This window comes from Bacteroides sp. 1001302B_160321_D4 (assembly GCF_015667765.1).
Lineage (GTDB): Bacteria > Bacteroidota > Bacteroidia > Bacteroidales > Bacteroidaceae > Bacteroides > Bacteroides xylanisolvens.
This window is the reverse complement of record NZ_JADPLO010000001.1, coordinates 208,601-229,540: the sequence shown is the minus strand read 5'-3', so window position 1 is coordinate 229,540 and position 20,940 is coordinate 208,601. Positions and strand designations below refer to the sequence as shown.

Annotated in this window: 10 protein-coding genes; 8 read left to right on the top strand and 2 right to left on the bottom strand. The window is 42.0% G+C overall.

Features of this window, described 5'->3' with window-relative positions; translation table 11 throughout:
* Positions 1-9 precede the first annotated feature (9 nt).
* Positions 10-3,135 carry a SusC/RagA family TonB-linked outer membrane protein gene (locus KFO40_RS00765; protein ID WP_008776101.1) on the bottom strand — a complete coding sequence of 1,042 codons (3,126 nt, stop codon included), beginning with the start codon at positions 3,133-3,135 and terminating at the stop codon, positions 10-12.
* A 485-nt stretch (positions 3,136-3,620) separates the two neighbouring features.
* Here KFO40_RS00765 and KFO40_RS00760 point away from each other — a divergent pair, with 485 nt between their 5' ends.
* The 5 genes from KFO40_RS00760 (at position 3,621) to lpxA (ending at position 13,725) form a co-directional block, all read left to right on the top strand.
* Positions 3,621-6,728, top strand: coding sequence for a glycoside hydrolase family 2 TIM barrel-domain containing protein (locus KFO40_RS00760; RefSeq protein ID WP_211145977.1), 3,108 nt, complete (start codon positions 3,621-3,623; stop codon positions 6,726-6,728).
* A 181-nt stretch (positions 6,729-6,909) separates the two neighbouring features.
* Positions 6,910-8,085: an efflux RND transporter periplasmic adaptor subunit gene (locus tag KFO40_RS00755; RefSeq protein ID WP_008776103.1), complete on the top strand. Its 1,176-nt coding sequence runs from the start codon at positions 6,910-6,912 to the stop codon at positions 8,083-8,085.
* A 16-nt stretch (positions 8,086-8,101) separates the two neighbouring features.
* On the top strand, positions 8,102-11,533 hold the full coding sequence (locus KFO40_RS00750; RefSeq protein ID WP_008776104.1) for an efflux RND transporter permease subunit: 3,432 nt from the start codon (positions 8,102-8,104) through the stop codon (positions 11,531-11,533).
* A gap of 11 nt (positions 11,534-11,544) precedes the next feature.
* Positions 11,545-12,936 (top strand): TolC family protein, encoded by a 1,392-nt coding sequence (locus KFO40_RS00745; RefSeq protein WP_008776105.1) that lies wholly within the window; start codon positions 11,545-11,547, stop codon positions 12,934-12,936.
* A gap of 18 nt (positions 12,937-12,954) precedes the next feature.
* Positions 12,955-13,725 (top strand): acyl-ACP--UDP-N-acetylglucosamine O-acyltransferase, encoded by a 771-nt coding sequence (gene lpxA, locus KFO40_RS00740; protein WP_008023953.1) that lies wholly within the window; start codon positions 12,955-12,957, stop codon positions 13,723-13,725.
* Between the two features lie 84 nt (positions 13,726-13,809).
* On the opposite strand, the gene KFO40_RS00735 is transcribed toward lpxA, so the two are convergent.
* Complete coding sequence (locus KFO40_RS00735; RefSeq protein ID WP_004310385.1) at positions 13,810-14,451, bottom strand: carbohydrate-binding family 9-like protein; 642 nt, start codon at positions 14,449-14,451, stop codon at positions 13,810-13,812.
* Positions 14,452-14,638: 187 nt separating this feature from the next.
* Between KFO40_RS00735 and KFO40_RS00730 the strand changes: the two genes are divergently transcribed.
* The 3 genes from KFO40_RS00730 (at position 14,639) to KFO40_RS00720 (ending at position 20,937) form a co-directional block, all read left to right on the top strand.
* Entirely contained in the window at positions 14,639-15,649 is a 1,011-nt protein-coding gene (locus KFO40_RS00730) for a LacI family DNA-binding transcriptional regulator (RefSeq protein ID WP_008023950.1), read from the top strand.
* Positions 15,650-15,774: 125 nt separating this feature from the next.
* The gene (locus KFO40_RS00725; protein WP_032849531.1) at positions 15,775-18,411 is read left to right on the top strand and encodes a family 78 glycoside hydrolase catalytic domain; all 2,637 of its coding nucleotides are present in this window, start codon (positions 15,775-15,777) and stop codon (positions 18,409-18,411) included.
* A gap of 123 nt (positions 18,412-18,534) precedes the next feature.
* Positions 18,535-20,937 carry a glycoside hydrolase family 2 protein gene (locus tag KFO40_RS00720; protein WP_211145976.1) on the top strand — a complete coding sequence of 801 codons (2,403 nt, stop codon included), beginning with the start codon at positions 18,535-18,537 and terminating at the stop codon, positions 20,935-20,937.
* The last annotated feature ends 3 nt before the right edge of the window (positions 20,938-20,940 follow it).

The window sequence follows — 20,940 nt, the reverse complement described above, 5'->3', positions numbered from 1 at the left end:
TCAGCACTATTAAAAGGTTAGATTAATACCTAAATTATATATTTTAATGATAGGGTAAGAATCCGCATTATTCGGATTACATTCAGGGTCCATGATGTCAAACTTATCAAAAGTCAGCAGATTATAGCCTGTCAGTTTTATGCCTAACTGCTGGATACCCAGTTTCTTCAACATCTTCTTATCTGTGAAGTTATATCCTATTGTCACATTCTTCAGCTTCAAATAAGAACCGTCTCGCACCCACAAAGAGGAGGAACGCATATTATAGACTGCATTTGTCTCTGTAAACCGCGGTGTAGTAGCTGTATTAGCTGTTTCCGGTGTCCAGCGCGTATCTGCATGGAACTGCATCAAACCACGGATTTTACCATTACCAAAAGGTTCTCTGAAAGCTCCGTCCAGCAACAAAGAGCGTTGTGCAGCACCAGTCCAGTTCATCGTCAGGAAAAAGCCTTTGTAATTGATACCATAATTCAATCCGAATGTATAAGCCGGACGAGTCGGGTTTCCAATAATAGTCTGGTCGTCGGAAGTAATTTCCTCATCACCGTTCAAATCCCGGTATTTCACATCACCCGGCTTCACAGACACACCCGGATCGGGCAGACCTGCCACCAGTTTGCCGTTCTCTCCGAAGTCCGCTTCTGTATAGAAACCGTCCGCCACATACCCGAAGAGTGTTCCGACCGGATTTCCTGTCCGCCACATATAAGGTTCATTAGGCTCAACTTCGTCTTGGAAAATAATCTTATTCTTTGAATAGGAAACGTTTGCCTGAACATTATACTGAACCTGCCCGATCTTGTCATTCCACCTCACTTCTACCTCATATCCACGGTTTTTCACTTTACCCATATTTACAGCAGGTAGAATAGATGAAGTCAATCCCGTTAATAAAGGTACTGTCTTACGATTGATGAGAATATCCTTACGTTCTTCGAGGAAATAGTCCAAAGAGATTTTCAGACGGCTCTTCAAGAAATGAACGTCCAATCCATAGTTCTGTTTCAGCGCAGTTTCCCAAGTCACGTTCGGATTGCCCAGACGCTTCTCCAATGCACCCAGAATTAACGCCTTGCTGTTATAACCAAAGTTGAATCCATACTTATTGTTATTCCACCCGTCTACTCCGCTCAGATTCACATCATAAGAATCCGGCAGGAACAAGAAGCGGTTATTTCCAAGATTGTCATTTCCGACCAAGCCGACAGAAGCACGGAATTTCAGATAATCAACCACCTTCTGTTTTTTCATGAAGGCCTCTTCCGACAGGATATAACCGATGGAACCGGCAGGAAACGCACCGAATCTCTTACCCGGAGCAAAATTCTCAGAACCATTATAACCGAAGTTAACTTCTGCCATATAACGAGATTTGTAATCATACGTCAGACGGCCTACAAAACCGATGTAAGCAGACGGTACTCCCACCCACTGAGCGGGATAGTATTTCTTACTCTGATTGTACAAGAACAATCCCCCGACATTATGAAAACCAAACTTACGGTTATATCTCAAGCTTGCTTCCAGATACCAGTCTCGTGCCCGCGAAGAAGTTTCCTCATATTGCAAGTTCTTATTTTCTCCTTTGATCTTATAAACAATATTCTTGTTGAAATCCGGCGAATCATAACCAAGTGACGGATCTTCCAAAGAAGATTGATAGAAAGGCATAAATTGTTCCACTTGCCCTTTACGTTTTTTGGTAAAGCCATAACTCGTATTATAAGCACCTTTTATTTCCGCCGACAACCCTTTGGTTATGAAGTCTAACTTCTGATTCAACAGAAGGTCCAGATTCATCGTATTATTAATAGCTGTTGAGTAACCTGTCCCATAACACTTAGGCAAAGCACTATTGCCCAGATTGATTTTATTATCAAAACGTTCTTCAGGGGTAACTATGAGTTGTCCGTCAATCACACCCGGACTACTGAACGGAGTTGTCTGATTAATCAGTGTCCAAATCGAATTAGTCGCATCATTAATCATCGGCTCATTTCGGTTACCTACAATCCCGCCGATACCGATCTTCAGCGTGGTAGTCTTAGTTACATTAAAGTCTAAATTCGCGCGATAATTATATCTTTTGTATTTATAATTATTATCATACCCCACTCCTTCAAACTGTTTCAGCAAGCCATTCTGATATAAGAAACCTAAAGATATGAAGTAACGTATATCCTTTGTTCCTCCGGAAATATTAAGGTTATGCTGCGTTTGCACAGATGTTTTATTAAGCAGGTACTTTCTCCAGTCGATACTGGGGTACATAATAGGTTCATCATTCAATCTGAACCGTTCAACTGCATAATTATTAAACACCAAATCGTTCTCGGTAGCATTTGGCTTATCATTTGTTATAATCTCATTTCTCAAAGTAGCATACGTATAGCTATCTGCCATTTTAAGCATTCGGGTAGGCATCTGGATACCAACTGAAGAATTCACTGAGATTTTCGCTTTACCTTCTTTACCACGACGTGTAGTCACCAAAATTACGCCATTTGCACCACGCACACCGAACACGGCAGTAGCAGAAGCGTCTTTCAGAACCGTCACGCTCTCTATTTCATTCGGGTCCATTTGATAAAACGAACGTTCTATACCATCCACCAAAATCAAAGGAGAGGAAGCACTTTCTGTTAAGGAACCCACTCCGCGAATAAATACCTTAGGGTCCTCCTGCCCCGGCTGACCGCTAGTCTGAACGGATGAAAGTCCTGTAATCTGGCCCGCCAGCGAATTGGCCACACTTGCATTCGGCGAACGTATCAACGCTTCATTGTTTACAGCAGAAATAGCTCCTGTCAGAGTTTCTTTCTTTTGTGTACCATAGGCCACAACTGTAACTTCCTGAAGTTCATTGGCCGTTTCTTTTAAAATAATTTTCAGTTGTTTGCGTCCATTTAATGGCACTTCTTGAGGTTCATATCCCATGAACGAAATTTGCAGAACTGCTTTTTGAAGATTGCTTACTTTTAAATGGAAAACACCATTCATGTCAGTAATAGCACCGTTAGCCGTGCCTTTTTCCTTTACATTGGCACCAATCACCTCTAAGTTGGATTCATCCAATACAGTTCCCGTTACTGTATTTTGCGCCCATGCCAAGAGCGAACAACACATAAGCATTAACGTACTAATGCACCTCTTGCATCTTTTTAGTCTCGTTAGTTTGTTCATAATAATAAATTTAAGAATTTGAAATAGGTTTGTTAAAAACACTCGCCGCAAATTAAGTGAATGTAATAGTTTTTAAGATACAATTATCATACTAAAAAGGGACAAAATAGTACAAAACAAGAAATAAAAAGCATTAAAATTAGCTGTATTACTCATAGTATCAGGATGTCACGCTAGAAAAATACAGCCTATTCATCGTTTCTTCTTTACTTTACCATACTCGAGAGGTGATACTCAAAAAGTTAATTTACCAAGTTCTTCTTTCATCATAAATCTATGCCAACTTCACATACCATTACCAGACTCCATTGAATAGTTCATAAATAAATTAAAATTGAACTATTGACATACCTATTAGACTTATTATTCTCCTTTATTAATCAAATTATTCCCTATCTTTGACTCCAGAAATTCAAACCTAATACAAAAAACCCATGAAGAAACAACTACTCTCTTGCTGCTTGGCTGCATTGGGACTGACAGCAATTCAAGCACAAAGCTTCAACGAGTGGAAAGACCCGGAAGTGAATTCCGTAAACCGCTCCGCTATGCACACTAATTACTTTGCTTTCGCATCGGCTGATGAAGCTAAAGCCGGCATTAAAGAAAATTCCACAAATTTCATGACCTTGAACGGTCTTTGGAAATTCAACTGGGTAAGACACGCAGACGCACGCCCAACCGACTTTTATCAGACTAATTTCAACGACAAAGGTTGGGATGACCTTCAAGTTCCCGGCGTTTGGGAGTTGAACGGCTACGGTGACCCTATCTATGTCAACGTAGGATATGCCTGGAGAAGTCAATTCAAAAACAACCCTCCGCTAGTGCCGACAGAAAACAACCACGTAGGCTCTTACCGCAAAGAAATCATCCTTCCTGCCGACTGGAAAGGCAAAGAAATTTTCGCACATTTCGGCTCGGTAACGTCCAATATGTACCTTTGGGTGAACGGACGCTACGTAGGATATAGCGAAGACAGCAAACTGGAAGCTGAATTCAATCTGACTAACTACCTGAAACCGGGTAAGAACGTCATCGCCTTTCAAGTTTTCCGCTGGTGCGACGGTAGTTACCTGGAAGATCAGGACTTCTTCCGCTACTCCGGCGTAGGACGCGACTGTTATCTTTACGCACGCGACAAGAAATACATCCAGGACATTCGCATTACTCCCGATTTGGACAGCCAATATAAAGACGGTACATTGAATATAGCCGTTGACCTGAAAGGAAGCGGCACAGTAGCTTTAGACTTGACAGATGCTCAAGGCAACAGCATAGCGACTGCCGACCTGAAAGGTTCGGGCAAATTAAACACGACCCTGACCGTCTCCAATCCGGCGAAATGGACTGCTGAAACGCCTAATCTCTACACGCTGACCGCTACACTGAAAAACGGCAACAACGTAGTAGAAGTAATCCCTGTTAAAGTAGGTTTCCGCAAGATTGAATTGAAAGGCGGACAGATACTCGTAAACGGACAACCGGTACTCTTCAAAGGAGCCGACCGTCACGAAATGGACCCGGACGGCGGTTATGTGGTTTCTACCGAACGTATGTTGCAGGATATCAAAGTGATGAAAGAACTCAATATCAACGCCGTGCGTACCTGCCATTACCCGGACGACAACCGTTGGTATGACCTGTGCGACCAATACGGTCTGTATGTAGTAGCCGAGGCAAACGTAGAATCTCACGGAATGGGCTACGGCGACCAGACACTGGCAAAGAACCCAATCTACGCCAAAGCTCACATGGAACGCAACCAACGCAACGTACAACGTGGTTACAACCATCCGTCCATCATCTTCTGGTCATTGGGTAATGAAGCCGGCATGGGACCAAACTTTGAGAAATGCTACACTTGGATTAAAAATGAAGACAAGACACGTGCCGTACAGTACGAACAAGCAGGAACCAGCGAATTCACCGATATTTTCTGCCCGATGTACTATGACTACGACGCTTGTATCAAATATAGCGAAGGCAATATCCAAAAGCCGTTAATCCAATGTGAATACGCGCACGCTATGGGTAACTCCGAAGGCGGATTCAAAGAATACTGGGACATCATCCGTAAATATCCGAAATATCAGGGCGGATTTATCTGGGACTTCGTAGACCAGTCCTGCCACTGGAAAAACAAAGACGGAGTAAGCATCTACGGCTATGGCGGCGACTTCAACAAATACGACGCTTCGGATAATAACTTCAACGACAACGGTTTGATTAGCCCCGACCGCGTACCCAATCCGCATGCATACGAAGTAGCTTATTTCTATCAGGATATATGGACGACTCCTGCTGATCTTGCCAAAGGCGAAATCAACATCTTCAACGAGTATTTCTTCCGCGACTTATCTGCTTATTACATGGAATGGCAATTACTGGCAAACGGAGAAGTAGTGCAAACAGGCATCGTATCCGACCTGAAAGTAGCGCCCCAACAAACTGTGAAAGTGCAAATTCCATTTGACACAAAGAACATCTGTCCTTGCAAAGAACTGCTACTCAACGTGAGCTACAAACTGAAAGCCGCCGAAACACTGCTGCCGGCCGGAACCACCATCGCTTACGACCAACTAAGCATCCGTGACTACAAAGCACCGGAACTGAAACTGGAAAACCAACAAGCCTCTAACCTTCCGGTCATCGTGCCCACCATTTTGGACAACGACCGCAACTTCCTGATTGTAAAAGGTGAAAACTTCTCTATGGATTTCAACAAACACAATGGTTACCTCTGCCGTTACGACGTCAACGGCATGCAACTGATGGAAGATGGCAGCGCACTGACTCCTAACTTCTGGCGTGCACCGACCGACAATGACTTCGGAGCCGGACTGCAACGCAAATATGCTGCCTGGAAGAATCCGGAACTGAAACTGACTTCTCTGAAACATGCTATTGAAAACGATCAGGCAGTGGTTCGTGCCGAATATGACATGAAGTCGATTGGCGGAACATTATCACTGACTTACACCATTAACAACAAGGGAGCAGTGAAAGTTACCCAAAAGATGGCGGCAGACAAGAGCAAGAAAGTTTCTGACATGTTCCGTTTCGGTATGCAAATGCGTATGCCGGTCAACTTCAACGAGATAGAATATTACGGCCGTGGTCCGGGAGAAAACTATGCCGACCGCAACCACGCGGCCATGTTAGGAAAATATCGCCAGACAGTGGAAGAACAATTCTATCCTTACATCCGCCCGCAGGAAACCGGAACAAAAACGGATATCCGCTGGTGGAGACTTCTGAACATCAGTGGCAACGGACTGCAATTCGTATCGAGTGCTCCTTTCTCCGCTTCTGCCCTGAATTACACCATCGAGTCATTGGATGACGGCGACGGCAAAGACCAGCGTCACTCACCGGAAGTAGAAAAGGCAGACTTCACCAACTTCTGTATCGACAAGGCACAAACCGGACTTGCCTGTGTCAACAGTTGGGGAGCTATCCCACTGGAAAAATATCGTCTTCCTTATCAGGATTATGAGTTAAGTTTTATTATGACTCCTGTATATCATAAAATAAAGTAAAAAACATAGTTAAAAAACACGGTATCAGAGAACAAGAATACCGAATTTAAAGTACTTTTGCAACCGGAAACTAAATTATCTAATTTAGTTTCCGGTTTTTCTTCCTTAACCCCCTTATCTATATAGATGAACAGCACACTGGAAACAAACGCATTAAATTAAAAAACAGATATTTATAAGTATGAAAAGTAGAATTGTTTTATTTGCATTTTGCGTAGCCCTCTTGTCTAGTTGTGGCAATAAGGGCAATGACACAGGAAAGGTTCCTGAATATGCAGTACAAGAGTTACAAAAAACGACTGCTAATTTAACAACTGCCTATCCGGCTACAATTAAAGGAAAACAAGATGTAGAAATCCGCCCCCAAGTATCGGGCTTCATCACGAAACTCTGTGTAGACGAAGGAGCAGCTGTACGTAAAGGACAAGTGTTGTTCATTGTTGATCCGACTCAATACGAAGCAGCTGTACGTACTGCCAAAGCAGCCGTAGCTACAGCAGAAGCAGCAGTGAGTACTCAACAGATGACGTATGACAATAAGAAAGAGTTGAACAAAAAGCAAATCATCAGTGACTATGACCTGGCAATGGCAGAAAACTCCTTGGCACAGACTAAAGCCCAGTTGGCACAAGCAAAAGCGCAACTGACCACTGCTCAACAGAACTTGTCATTCACACAAGTTAAAAGTCCGTCAGATGGCGTTATCAACAATATCCCTTATCGTGTAGGAGCATTGGTAAGCCCTTCTATCGCTACGCCGATGACTACTGTTTCCGAGATTGACGAAGTATATGTATACTTCTCAATGACAGAAAAGGAATTGCTGGCAATGACCAAGTCCGGTAGCACTATCAAAGAAGAAATCAGCAAAATACCGACTATCAAACTGCAATTAATTGATGGTTCCACATACGATATAGAGGGTAAAGTAGATGCTATCACAGGGGTTATCGACCAATCTACCGGTTCGGTAAGTATCCGTGCTATCTTCCCGAATAAGGAACATGTATTGCGTAGCGGAGGTACTGCAAACGTTCTGATTCCTTATACCATGGAGAATGTTATCACTATACCACAGTCTGCAACAGTAGAAATCCAGGATAAGAAGTTCGTTTATGTTTTGCAACCGGACAGCACGGTAAAATATACAGAAATCAAAATCTTCAATCTGGATAACGGAAAAGAGTACTTGGTTACTTCCGGTTTGAATTCAGGAGATAAAATCGTAATCGAAGGAGTACAAAACCTGAAAGATGGCCAGAAGGTTCAGCCTATCACACCGGCGCAAAAAGAAGCAAACTATCAACAACATTTGAAAGACCAACACGACGGTAATTTAGCCACAGCCTTCAACTAATAATCAGATAATCATTATGAAATTAGATAGATTTATTAACCGTCCGGTACTATCAACCGTTATTTCTATCCTGATAGTCATCCTGGGGGCTATCGGATTGGCGACACTGCCTATCACGCAGTATCCGGACATCGCGCCTCCTACCGTTTCGGTAAGAGCCACCTATACGGGAGCCAGTGCATCGACCGTATTGAATTCCGTGATTGCTCCGTTGGAGGAACAAATCAACGGTGTAGAAAACATGATGTATATGACCTCAACTGCGTCAAACACGGGTTCCGGTGAGATATCCATATATTTCAAACAAGGAACAGACCCGGACATGGCCGCCGTCAATGTACAAAACCGTGTTTCTATGGCACAAGGTCTGTTGCCGGCCGAAGTAACTAAAGTCGGTGTAACCACTCAAAAACGCCAGACTTCCATGCTGGTAGTATTCTCTCTCTATGACGAGACAGATACATATAGCGAATCGTTTATTGAAAACTATGCTAAGATCAACTTGATTCCTCAAGTACAACGTGTACCGGGTGTGGGTGACGCCAACGTTTTGGGTCAGGATTATTCTATGCGTATCTGGTTACGACCGGACGTCATGGCACAATACAAGCTCGTTCCCGGTGATGTTTCCGCTGCTCTGGCAGAACAGAATGTCGAAGCTGCTCCAGGACAGTTCGGTGAACGCAGTAACCAGACTTTCCAATACACCATCCGTTATAAAGGACGCTTGCAACAGCCTGAAGAGTTTGAAAATATCGTTATCAAATCTCTTCCTGACGGTGAAGTACTCCGTCTGAAAGATATAGCAGAAATTCAGCTGGACCGCTTGGGATATAACTTTACCAACCGGGTAGACGGACACAAGTCTGTGACTTGTATCGTATACCAGATGGCAGGAACCAATGCGACACAGACCATCAGTGATATTGAAGCATTGCTGGATGAAGCATCAAAAACGTTGCCTACCGGATTGAAGCTGAACATCTCCATGAATGCCAACGACTTCCTTTTCGCTTCTATCCATGAAGTGTTGAAGACGTTGATCGAAGCATTTATCCTGGTGTTTATCGTAGTGTATATCTTCTTGCAGGATTTACGTTCCACATTGATTCCGACTATCGCCATTCCGGTAGCTCTGATCGGTACTTTCTTCATCCTGTCCCTGGTAGGATTCAGTTTGAACTTGTTGACGTTATGTGCGCTCGTGCTTGCTATCGCGATTGTGGTCGACGATGCGATTGTGGTCGTCGAGGGTGTGCATGCCAAGCTTGACCAAGGTTATACATCTGCGCGTCTGGCTTCTATCGATGCTATGAATGAATTGGGTGGTGCTATCGTATCTATTACGCTGGTCATGATGGCCGTATTCGTTCCGGTAAGTTTCATGGGAGGTACAGCAGGAACATTCTATCGTCAGTTCGGTATGACTATGGCAATCGCTATCGGTCTGTCCGCATTGAACGCATTGACTTTGAGTCCGGCTTTGTGCGCTGTTCTTCTGAAACCTCACAAAAAAGAAGATGGAACTACGGAAGACTCCACATTGAAAGAACGTATGAAAGTAGCCTATACGGCAGCCCATACAACCATGATCAACAGATATACCGAGGCTATCGGAAAGATGTTGCATCCGGGAATTACACTTACTTTCACGCTTATTGCCATTCTCGGCATGATCTTTGGTTTGTTCAGTATCAATCCGATAGTTACTGCAATTTTCGTAGTGCTTAGTATTCTGGCACTGATCGGAATGAGTACGAAGAAGTTTAAAAACAGATTCAACGATACATACGAATCAATCCTGAAACGTTATAAGAAACGAGTACTGTTCTTTATCCAGAAGAAATGGTTGTCTATGGGATTAGTTGTCGCTTCCATTGCGATACTTGTATTCTTCATGAACACCACTCCGACAGGTATGGTGCCTAATGAAGATACCGGAACGCTGATGGGAGCAGTGACATTGCCTCCGGGTACCTCCCAAGACCGTTCTGAAAAAATCCTGGCACGTGTAGACAGTTTGATTGCTTCCGATCCTGCGGTATTGTCACGTACCATGATTTCCGGATTCAGCTTTATCGGTGGCCAGGGACCGTCATACGGTTCTTTCATCATCAAACTGAAAAACTGGGACGAACGTTCTATGATACAGAATTCAGACGTTGTAGTCGGTTCCTTATATATGCGTGCACAAAAGATTATCAAAGAAGCACAGGTATTGTTCTTCGCTCCTCCTATGATCCCGGGTTACTCGGCATCTACGGATATTGAGGTAAATATGCAAGATAAGACCGGTGGTGACCTGAACAAATTCTTCGATGTGGTTAATGATTATACGGCAGCACTGGAAGCACGTCCGGAAATCAATTCGGCAAAAACTTCCTTCAACCCGAATTTCCCGCAATACATGATCGACATCGATGCAGCAGCTTGTAAAAAAGCAGGTATCAGCCCGAGCGATATCCTCACTACCATGCAAGGATATTACGGAGGTTTGTATGCATCCAACTTCAACCGTTTCGGTAAGATGTATCGTGTTATGATTCAATCAGATCCATTGTCACGCAAAAACTTGGAATCTTTGAAGAATATCAAGGTGCGTAATAGTGCAGGTGAGATGGCCCCGATTGCCCAGTTCATCTCTGTGGAGAAAGTATATGGTCCGGATATTATCAGCCGTTTCAACCTTTATACCTCTATGAAAGTAATGGTAGCTCCGGCAAGTGGTTATACATCCGGTCAGGCATTGACTGCCCTCGCCCAGGTTGCCCAAGAAAACCTGCCTACCGGTTATACGTATGAATTAGGAGGTATGGCGCGTGAAGAGGCTCAAAGTAGCGGAAGTGCTACCGGACTGATTTTTGTGCTCTGTTTCGTATTCGTTTACTTATTGTTGAGTGCACAGTACGAAAGTTACATTCTTCCGCTGGCTGTATTGTTATCCGTTCCGTTCGGTCTGTTAGGCAGCTTCCTGTTTGTGAACGGTGTAAGTGCTATCGGTAATATTTCGGCATTGAAGATGATTCTGGGTACGATGTCCAACAATATCTATATGCAGATCGCGTTAATCATGTTGATGGGTCTGTTGGCGAAGAACGCCATCCTGATTGTAGAGTTCGCCCTCGACCGTCGTAAGATGGGTATGAGTATCACTTGGGCAGCTGTATTGGGTGCCGGTGCCCGTCTCCGCCCGATTTTGATGACATCATTGGCTATGGTAGTCGGTTTGCTTCCGTTGATGTTTGCCTTCGGTGTAGGTGCCCACGGTAACCGTACACTAGGTACTGCTTCTATCGGTGGTATGTTAATCGGTATGATTTGCCAAATTTTCATCGTTCCTGTCTTGTTTGTTATCTTCCAGTATCTGCAAGAGAAAGTTAAACCGATGGAATGGGAAGATATCGACAATACAGATGCCGTAACAGAGATTGAACAATACGCTAAATAATGAAATTCGATATGAAGAAACAGATTCTATATATGTTGTGCGCAACTGCTCTCTTGAGCAGCTGCCACATCTATAAGTCGTATGACAGACCCGAAGACATCACTACTTCCGGCCTGTATCGCGATCCGGTAGCGGATAATGATACACTGGTTTCGGATACAGCCAACTTCGGTAATCTGCCGTGGAGAGAAGTCTTCACCGACCCGCAACTCCAGTCTCTCATCGAAACGGGACTGAAACAAAATACGGACCTCTTGTCCGCCGCTCAAAATGTGAAAGCAGCAGAAGCATCCCTCATGTCGGCACGCCTGGCTTATGCCCCGTCATTAGGATTGTCTCCGCAAGGAACGATCAGCAGCTTTGACAAGAATGCAGCTACAAAAACTTATTCATTACCTGTCACAGCCAGTTGGCAAATCGATTTATTCGGTCAGTTGCTGAACTCGAAACGAAATGCGCAAGTTACACTGAAGCAAATGAAAGCTTACCGCCAGGCAGTACAAACACAAGTTGTCTCTAACATCGCCAATATGTATTATACATTAATGATGTTGGACCGCCAACTGGAAATAACCAAAGCCACGGCTGAAATTCTGAAAAAGAATGCCGAGACAATGGAAGCAATGAAAAACTCTGCTATGTACAATATCAATTCGGCAGGCGTAGAACAGAGCAAGGCTGCCTATGCGCAAGTACTTGCCACTATTCCCGACATTGAACAAAGCATCCGTGAGACAGAAAATGCCCTGTCCACTTTCCTCGGAGAAGCTCCTCATGCCATCAAACATGGTGTATTGGAAACACAAGTACTTCCAACGGAACTTTCCGCAGGTATACCTATTCAATTGCTATCCAACCGCCCGGACGTGAAAGCAGCCGAAATGTCATTGGCAAGTTGTTATTACAATACAAATTCGGCACGTGCTTCATTCTATCCGCAAATCACGCTCAGCGGCTCTGCGGGATGGACAAACAGCGCCGGAAGTGCGATTATAAATCCGGGTAAGTTGTTGGCTTCTGCCATTGGTTCGCTGACACAGCCTTTGTTCTACCGGGGACAAAACATTGCTCGTCTGAAAGCTGCCAAAGCGCAGGAAGAACAAGCGAAATTATCTTTCCAGCAGGCCTTGTTGAATGCCGGTAGTGAAGTCAGCAATGCGCTAAGTTTATACCAAAAGACGAGTGAAAAGGTAGAATCTCGTCAAATGCAAGTAGAATCTGCCAAAAAAGCTTCGGAAGATACAAAAGAATTGTTTAACTTAGGGACTTCAACCTACCTGGAAGTATTGTCTGCACAGCAGGCTTACTTGAGCGCACAAATTTCACAGGTTTCTGATTGCTTTGATCGGATGCAGGCTGTAGTAAGCCTTTACCAGGCACTGGGTGGTGGAAGAGAAGAATAACTTTAAACTTATACTATTATGATTAGTCCGTTAGCTTACGTAGATCCCGAAGCAAAGCTGGGCAAGAATGTAACCGTTCTGCCTTTTGCCTACATTGAAAAGAATGTAGAGATCGGGGATGATTGCGTCATCATGTCTTACGCTAGTATCCTGCAAGGTACTAAAATGGGAAAAGGAAACAAGGTACATCAGAATGCTGTCCTCGGAGCGGAACCACAAGATTTCCACTATACTGGAGAAGAAAGCAGCCTGATTATCGGAGATAATAACGATATTCGTGAGAATGTAGTAATCAGCCGCGCTACATTTGCCGGCAATGCTACCAAAATCGGAAACGGAAACTACCTGATGGATAAAGTACATCTTTGCCATGACGTACAAATCAACAATAACTGTGTGGTAGGTATCGGCACCACTATTGCAGGAGAATGTACGTTGGATGATTGCGTTATCCTAAGTGGAAATGTCACCTTGCACCAGTATTGCCATATAGGTAGCTGGACACTGATACAGAGCGGATGCCGTATATCTAAAGATGTACCTCCGTACGTTATCATGTCAGGAAATCCGGTAGCATATCACGGTGTAAACGCCGTAGTTCTTTCTCAACATCACAATACATCGGAAAGAATCCTTCGTCACATCGCTAATGCATACCGTTTGATTTATCAGGGTAATTTTAGCGTTCAGGATGCTGTACAGAAGATCATCGATCAGGTTCCTATGAGTGAGGAGATCGAGAATATTGTAAATTTCGTGAAGAACTCGGAAAGAGGGATTGTGAAATAAACAAAGTGAGTCCATATAAAGAAGGTTGATACTTTTTCAAGTATCAACCTTCTTTTTTATATTCAAATTCAAAGATTCAATTCACTATTCAAACTCCAACGTTCCGAAGAAATCAGGGCGGTGGAAATCCGGCTGTTCAATCTGTATCGGATTCCATGAAAGGAAATGAGGGGTCTGCAATTCATCGCCACATTTATAGAAATTAGCTTTTATCTCCTTTCCGTCGAGCGAATCAATCTGGTGCTTAAAGAACACAGAATACGGAATAATAAGGGCCACTTCCCAGTCCGTTTCACCGATGCGTTCAGCAAAAGGCTGATTACCCAGACTAGACCAGCGTTGTACAAGAGCAGTCACCTCTTTCGGTGCATGTTCGCGGTTGTTACGCACAGGTCCGGCACCCACCAGAATAGTTCCGATGCAATTGCATTCTATATTATAATAGATCCCGTCGCCTGCAGGTATGGAAAAGAATTCCACGCAGGAGTCAGTCCATACAGAACCGTTATCTTTTCCATACTTGGCACGTACACTCTCCTCTTTCACTTTAAAATGTAGCAAAATCGAGTTCTGTGTGTGAGCAATTCGAAAATTCACTTTAGGTTTGTAAGGATATTCAGCCCAATTGACACACTGAATCGACTGAAAATCTATTTTTTCTTCATCGAATAGTTTAGGAAGCGAACAAGCCTCCACGTTAGCCGCACTAATTTTCTTTACTTTCATATATCTTTCGTTTGAATGATACAAATATAGTTACTTTCTTTGGTTTACACCTTATTTCTATGTTATTTTTAAATTGCAAATTATTATATCAAAAAATAATATTTAGTTAAATATTACTCAACTATTATATAATGAGATATTTTTTCATATATTTGCCATCACTTAACCGATTAAATAGATACTGTTTATGAAAACATCCCTTAAAGACATAGCAGAAACCTTAAAATTATCCAAGACAACAATCTCTTGGGTACTTTCTGGTAAGGGGGATGAAAAAGGTATTAGTCTTGCTACACAAGAAAAAGTCTTTCAATGCGCCAAACAGTTGAATTACCAGCCTAATTTATTAGCCAGAAGCCTAAATACGGGTATATCAGGCACAATCGGATTAATCATACCGGATATTACAGACTCTTTTTACTCCAAAGTTGCCCGTTCTATAGAAAAGGAAGCGGAAACACAAGGCTATTCATTAATGATTTGTAGCTCTGAATCTGAAATAGAAAGAGAAAACAGAATGATCCGGTTATTCAAAGCGAAACAGGTGGATGGAATTATAGTAGCCCCCACAAAAGTTTCTAAAATTGAAATACAGAATCTAGTCAAAGAAGGCTATCCATTAGTCTTATTTGACCGCTACTTTCCTGAGATGCAGACAAACTACATCATTATTGACAATGAAGGCAGTAGCTACGAGTTAGTAAAGAAAATGATCGATAACGGATCATCTAAAATAGCTATTATTACCACGAATCCTCATCTCCGCACAATGAATATGAGACGAGAAGGGTATGCAAGAGCTTTAATTGAAGCCAACCTACCCGTTGATCCTGATCTATATGGAGAGGTGACCTTTGTTGATTATGAGAAGAATGTTTTCAAGACTCTTGATCAAATATTCAGCAAAGTACCTGATGTAGATGGGTTCTTCTTCACAACCCATATTTTGGCTCTGGAAGCATTCCGTTACTTTTATGAAAAAGGAATCAATATAAATAAAGGATATGAATTGGCTTGTATTCATGGAGTATCAGCATTCCGTGTCTTAGCACCTAATATGAACATCGCAAGAATGCCAATAGAAGAGATCGGTAAGAATGCCGTAAGGATTCTACTTGGCGATATCAAATATCGCTTGGAAAATTCGACCGAAAAAAGAGAAGTAGAAACACTTGTCCTGCCATGTTCATTACCCTAGTCATGATTTTACATTTTTTCTTCAATCACTTAACCGGTTTAGTGAAAATAAATAATGATATCAAATTAACAAATGTAACAATAAAGAAAATAGCCCTCTAATTATTAACATAAAGATACAGAATTATGAAGTTCCAAATTAAAAATGAAAAATACATGCTGGCTCTATTAGGACTTCTAGTATGGGCATGCAGCAGTAACAACATTGATATTGAAAATATGCGATGTGAATATCAAATTTCTCCAATTGGCATTGATTCACCAGCACCGCGTTTTACTTGGAATTACACAACCAATAATGAAGATGCAACAGAGTTTTCTCAAGACAGCTATCAGCTATATATCGCCACCCGGGAACAAGATTTGAGAAACTCATCCGATAATAGCTGGCAATCTGACACTATTTACTCTGATACTCCTCATGCGACCTATCAAGGATCAGAAAAATTGAAATCCAGAACTCGTTATTACTGGCAAGTAATAGCATGGGATAAAACAAAGGAACATAAGATTATCTCTCCTATATCCAGTTTTGAAACAGCTCAACTCAACCAAAGTGACTGGACAGGAGTATGGATTACTGATAATCATGATAAAGATTATACGCCAGCGCCCATGTTGCGCAAGTCGTTTATCGCTCAAGATGATATACAACAAGCAAGATTATATGTAAGTGCCGCTGCATATTATAAAATGACATTAAATGGTAAATCAATAACATCATCACATCTCAATCCGGGTTTTACTCATTATAATAAAAGAAATCTGTATAACACATACGACGTCACTTCACAACTGCTCAAAGGAGAGAACGTACTATCTGCAATACTTGGGAACGGATTCTACAACGAATCGGCCCCTGTAGCAACATGGAGCTATGAGCAAGCCCGCTGGCGTAACCGCCCAAGAATGATCTGCGAAATGGAGATATTATATAAAAATGGAGAAAAGCAAACCATCCATTCAGATTCTACTTGGAAAACGAGTATCGGTCCTTATATACAAAACAATATTTATAGTGGTGATACCTATGATGCATGTCTTGCAATTGCTGGATGGGACAAACCGGGTTTTGATGACTCTAAATGGACAAATGCAATTCAGGTGGCTGCCCCTTCTCCCCTACTAGTATCACAAAACATGCCTGCTATTGAAACGGAACAATTTATCACTCCAATCAATATGCGTTCTTTTGGTGATACAGTCTATGTATACGATTTTGGAGTTAATATGTCAGGGGTCTGTACTCTTTCTATCAATGGCAAGAAAGGCACTAAAGTCAGTATGCAACACGGCGAATTGCTAAAAGATAACGGACGCTTGGAAATGCGCAACTTAGATATTTACTACAAACCATTACCTGGCCTCGCTTTTCAAACAGACACTTATATATTGGACGGAAAACAAGGTACATTCACTCCAGATTTTACATATCATGGATTTCAATATGTAGAAGTTCGTTCAGATCGTCCTGTAAAACTTACTAAAGAGAGCTTAACCGCTCAATTCATACATACGGCTGTTCCTCCTGTTGGTAAATTCAGTTGTTCAAATGAACTATTAAATAAAATATGGAAAGCTGCTAATCAATCATATTTATCAAATCTGATGAGTATCCCGACTGACTGTCCCCAACGAGAGAAAAATGGATGGACTGCCGATGCACACATAACAATGGATTTAGGATTATTAAACTTCGATGGTATTACTTTCTATGAAAAATGGCTCGATGATATGATTGATAATCAAAATGAAGAAGGACGTATATCGGGAATCATTCCTAGTTCCGGATGGGGCTATGATGACTGGATAGGTCCTGTATGGGATGCTGCCATGTTTATCGTGCCAATGGCAATTTACCACTACTATGGAGATACAAGAAGCATCGAAAAACTATGGCCTGTATGTACTAAATACCTTGCCTACCTCGCAGGACGCGAGGACGCGGAAGGAACCGTAACTTACGGAATTGGTGACTGGGTATTCCATAAAACACAAACCCCTACAGAATTCACCACTACCTGCTATTACTATTTAGACAATCTGTATATGGCTAAATTTGCAGAACTCATAGGAAAAGACGGTAGTAGTTATGCTAAGAAAGCAGAAGAATTGAAATTACTTATCAATCACAAATACTTCGACACATCCAAAGCTATTTATGCCAATGGTTCGCAAGCAGCACAAGGAGTTGCCTTATACCTTGGAATCGTTCCTAAAGAATACGAACAGCAGGTTGCAGATAATCTTTCTACGATGATAAAAGCCAATAAAAACCTGCTCGATTTTGGAGTTTTAGGCAGTAAAACAGTCCTGCGGATGCTTTCCAAATATGGATATGCTGACTTGGCATATCAGATGGCCGCACAAGAAGAAGCTCCATCTTGGGGCAATTGGATAAAACAAGGTTTCACTACACTAGCAGAAACATGGATACTTTCACCTGAATTTAGAGATGCCTCCGTAAATCACATGTTTCTTGGAGACATTAATGCATGGATGTACAATATATTGGCAGGCATTAATTATGATGAACAGAAACCCGGATTCAAACATATTCTTATCCAACCTCATTTCGTAAAAGGTCTTGACTGGGTAAAAGCAGAATATAAATCTGTAAACGGAATCATTCGTTCTGAATGGGAACGTAAAGGAGAACAAGTGATTCTCAAAGTCACGATCCCAGTCAATACGAATGCAACAGTAGAATATAATGGTAAAAAGATAGATTTAAGGTCAGGAAAACATCAACTCACATTTTAATTGAAACAAAAGAAAGGAGGTTTAATAGAGGTATATAAAGAAGCAAAAAATGAGACCGTTATGTAATACTATAAAAATATAACACTAGTTACTTTGTCACACCATCAATCAAATCTATTAACAATGAATAAAATCAGTACACTGCTATTTTTGATATTTCTCACTTGTACAAGTGGTGTTTTTGCCGATTCCGGTAGTTCCATCTCCTTAAATGGAACATGGGAACTCTCTTATTGGATGCAACCTGAAGAACCTATAACTTCGCCCAAGGACATGCAACTAGCTGAAGTGAAACATCTATCAGCCCAAGTCCCCGGTAATGTAGAACTAGACCTAATGGCTGCCAACTTAATTAAAGATCCGATGATTGGCAGTAATGTAAATGAATTACGCAAATGGGAAGGCTATCAATGGTGTTATTCCAAATCATTCGTAGCGCCACAACTAAAACCAGGACAACAATATCAACTCTTCTTTGCCGGAATAGACTGTCTGGCCGATATATGGCTGAATGGAAAGCACATTGGCAAAGCAGAAAATATGATGATTGAACATGCTTTTGATGTAACTAAAGAAATAAAAGCAGGAGAAAGCAATCAACTCCAAGTGATACTCCGTTCATCTGTTATTGAAGGACAAAAACATCTGTTAGGGACATTCAGTATTGGAAACTTCCCGTCTGAAGAATCCGTATTCATCAGAAAAGCTCCGCACACCTATGGATGGGACATTCTGCCACGATTAGTCAGTGCAGGTTTGTGGAGAGATGTAGAATTACGCGTATTGAATCCGGCACGTCTCACAGATGTTCACTATATGGTCGCCAATGTAGACACTGCTACCAGAAATGTACGTTTGTATACTGATGTACAAGTAAAACTACCTTTCGAAAAGTTCGACAAAGTGAAAGCCGTATATACATTAAGTCGCCATGGGAAAGAAATATATAAAGGAAGCTCTGTTGTCGTTTCCCCAGCATTCCGATATATAATGGAAATCAAGAATGCTGATTTATGGTGGCCAAGAGGATATGGAGAACCGGCTTTATATGATGCAAAAGTAGAGTTAGTAGATTCTGACGGCACTATTTTATCAACAGATAATAAACGGGTAGGCCTCCGCACGATTCAACTAGACATTACAGACATCAACCTCCCACCGGATCATCCGGGTAAATTCTGTTTCATAGTCAATGGAGAACCTATTTTTATTCACGGAACCAATTGGGTACCCATGGATGCACTCCATAGCCGGGATCATTCTTTCGTAGACGAATCTATCCGCATGGCTGTAGAATTAAACTGCAATATGATACGTTGTTGGGGTGGCAACGTGTATGAAGATCATCATTTCTTTAATTTATGCGATGAAAACGGCATTATGGTATGGCAGGATTTTACGATGGGATGGACTTTCTATCCTCAACGCAGCTCATTTACACAAGCATTGGAAGAAGAGGCCATTTCCGTTGTATGCAAGTTACGCAATCATCCATCACTCGTTTTATGGTCAGGAAATAATGAAGACGATTGTGCACTGCGCTGGTCTTTGCAACCATTTAATATTAATCCAAATCAGGATGTAGTTAGCCGCAAGGTCCTCCCGGCAGTTATTTATGAGTTTGACCCTACTCGCCCTTATCTTCCCAGCTCTCCTTACTACAGCCAAGCGGTATATGAAAGAGGAAGTGCTGACCAATATTTACCAGAAAACCATTTATGGGGTCCCAGAGGATATTACAAAGACAAATTCTATACGGATGCTACCTGCTGCTTTGTCAGTGAAATCGGCTATCACGGCTGCCCTAATTTAGAAAGTCTCCAGAAAATGATGACAAAAGATGCCGTATATCCCTGGACAAAAAATCATGAATGGAATGATGAATGGGTTACCAAATCTGTTCGTAGATTCCCAGAATGGGGAAAGACATTCGATCGCAATAATCTTATGATTAATCAGGTACGTTTACTTTTTGGTGAAGTTCCCTCCAAACTGGATGATTTTATATTCGCTTCTCAATCCGTACAGGCAGAAGCTATGAAATATTTCATAGAAATGTGGCGTGGAAAGAAGTTTGACGACAAGACTGGTATTGTCTGGTGGAACCTGCGGGATGGATGGCCAGTGATCTCTGATGCGATTGTTGACTACTACAATTCAAAGAAGATGGCATATTATTTCATCAAGAATGTTCAACAGGATGTTTGTGTACTAATCAATGATGCAGAAGGCGGAAATTACCCACTGATAGGAACGAATGACACACGCAACGTACAAAGTGGTAATGTAACGGTAACAGATGCATCCTCGGGACGTAAAATCTATGAGAGCACTTTCCGTATTCCAGCCAATCAAAAGGTCAGAATAGCCTCACTACCGGAAGAAAGCGGTCAAGGAATCTATCTGATCCAATACCAGATCGGTAATCAGAAATTCATGAATCATTACCTATACGGCAAGGCACCTTTCAACTTGAAAGAATACAAGCGGCTGTTACAAAAAACCGGATTATACGCTAAAAAATAATAG

Excerpts from the sequence above, each read along its gene's own strand:
- KFO40_RS00765 (WP_008776101.1), bottom strand. The coding sequence starts at position 3,135 with ATGCTTATGTGTTGTTCGCTCTTGGCATGGGCGCAAAATACAGTAACG.
- KFO40_RS00760 (WP_211145977.1), top strand. The coding sequence starts at position 3,621 with ATGAAGAAACAACTACTCTCTTGCTGCTTGGCTGCATTGGGACTGACA.
- KFO40_RS00755 (WP_008776103.1), top strand. The coding sequence starts at position 6,910 with ATGAAAAGTAGAATTGTTTTATTTGCATTTTGCGTAGCCCTCTTGTCT.
- KFO40_RS00750 (WP_008776104.1), top strand. The coding sequence starts at position 8,102 with ATGAAATTAGATAGATTTATTAACCGTCCGGTACTATCAACCGTTATT.
- KFO40_RS00745 (WP_008776105.1), top strand. The coding sequence starts at position 11,545 with ATGAAGAAACAGATTCTATATATGTTGTGCGCAACTGCTCTCTTGAGC.
- lpxA (WP_008023953.1), top strand. The coding sequence starts at position 12,955 with ATGATTAGTCCGTTAGCTTACGTAGATCCCGAAGCAAAGCTGGGCAAG.
- KFO40_RS00735 (WP_004310385.1), bottom strand. The coding sequence starts at position 14,451 with ATGAAAGTAAAGAAAATTAGTGCGGCTAACGTGGAGGCTTGTTCGCTT.
- KFO40_RS00730 (WP_008023950.1), top strand. The coding sequence starts at position 14,639 with ATGAAAACATCCCTTAAAGACATAGCAGAAACCTTAAAATTATCCAAG.
- KFO40_RS00725 (WP_032849531.1), top strand. The coding sequence starts at position 15,775 with ATGAAGTTCCAAATTAAAAATGAAAAATACATGCTGGCTCTATTAGGA.
- KFO40_RS00720 (WP_211145976.1), top strand. The coding sequence starts at position 18,535 with ATGAATAAAATCAGTACACTGCTATTTTTGATATTTCTCACTTGTACA.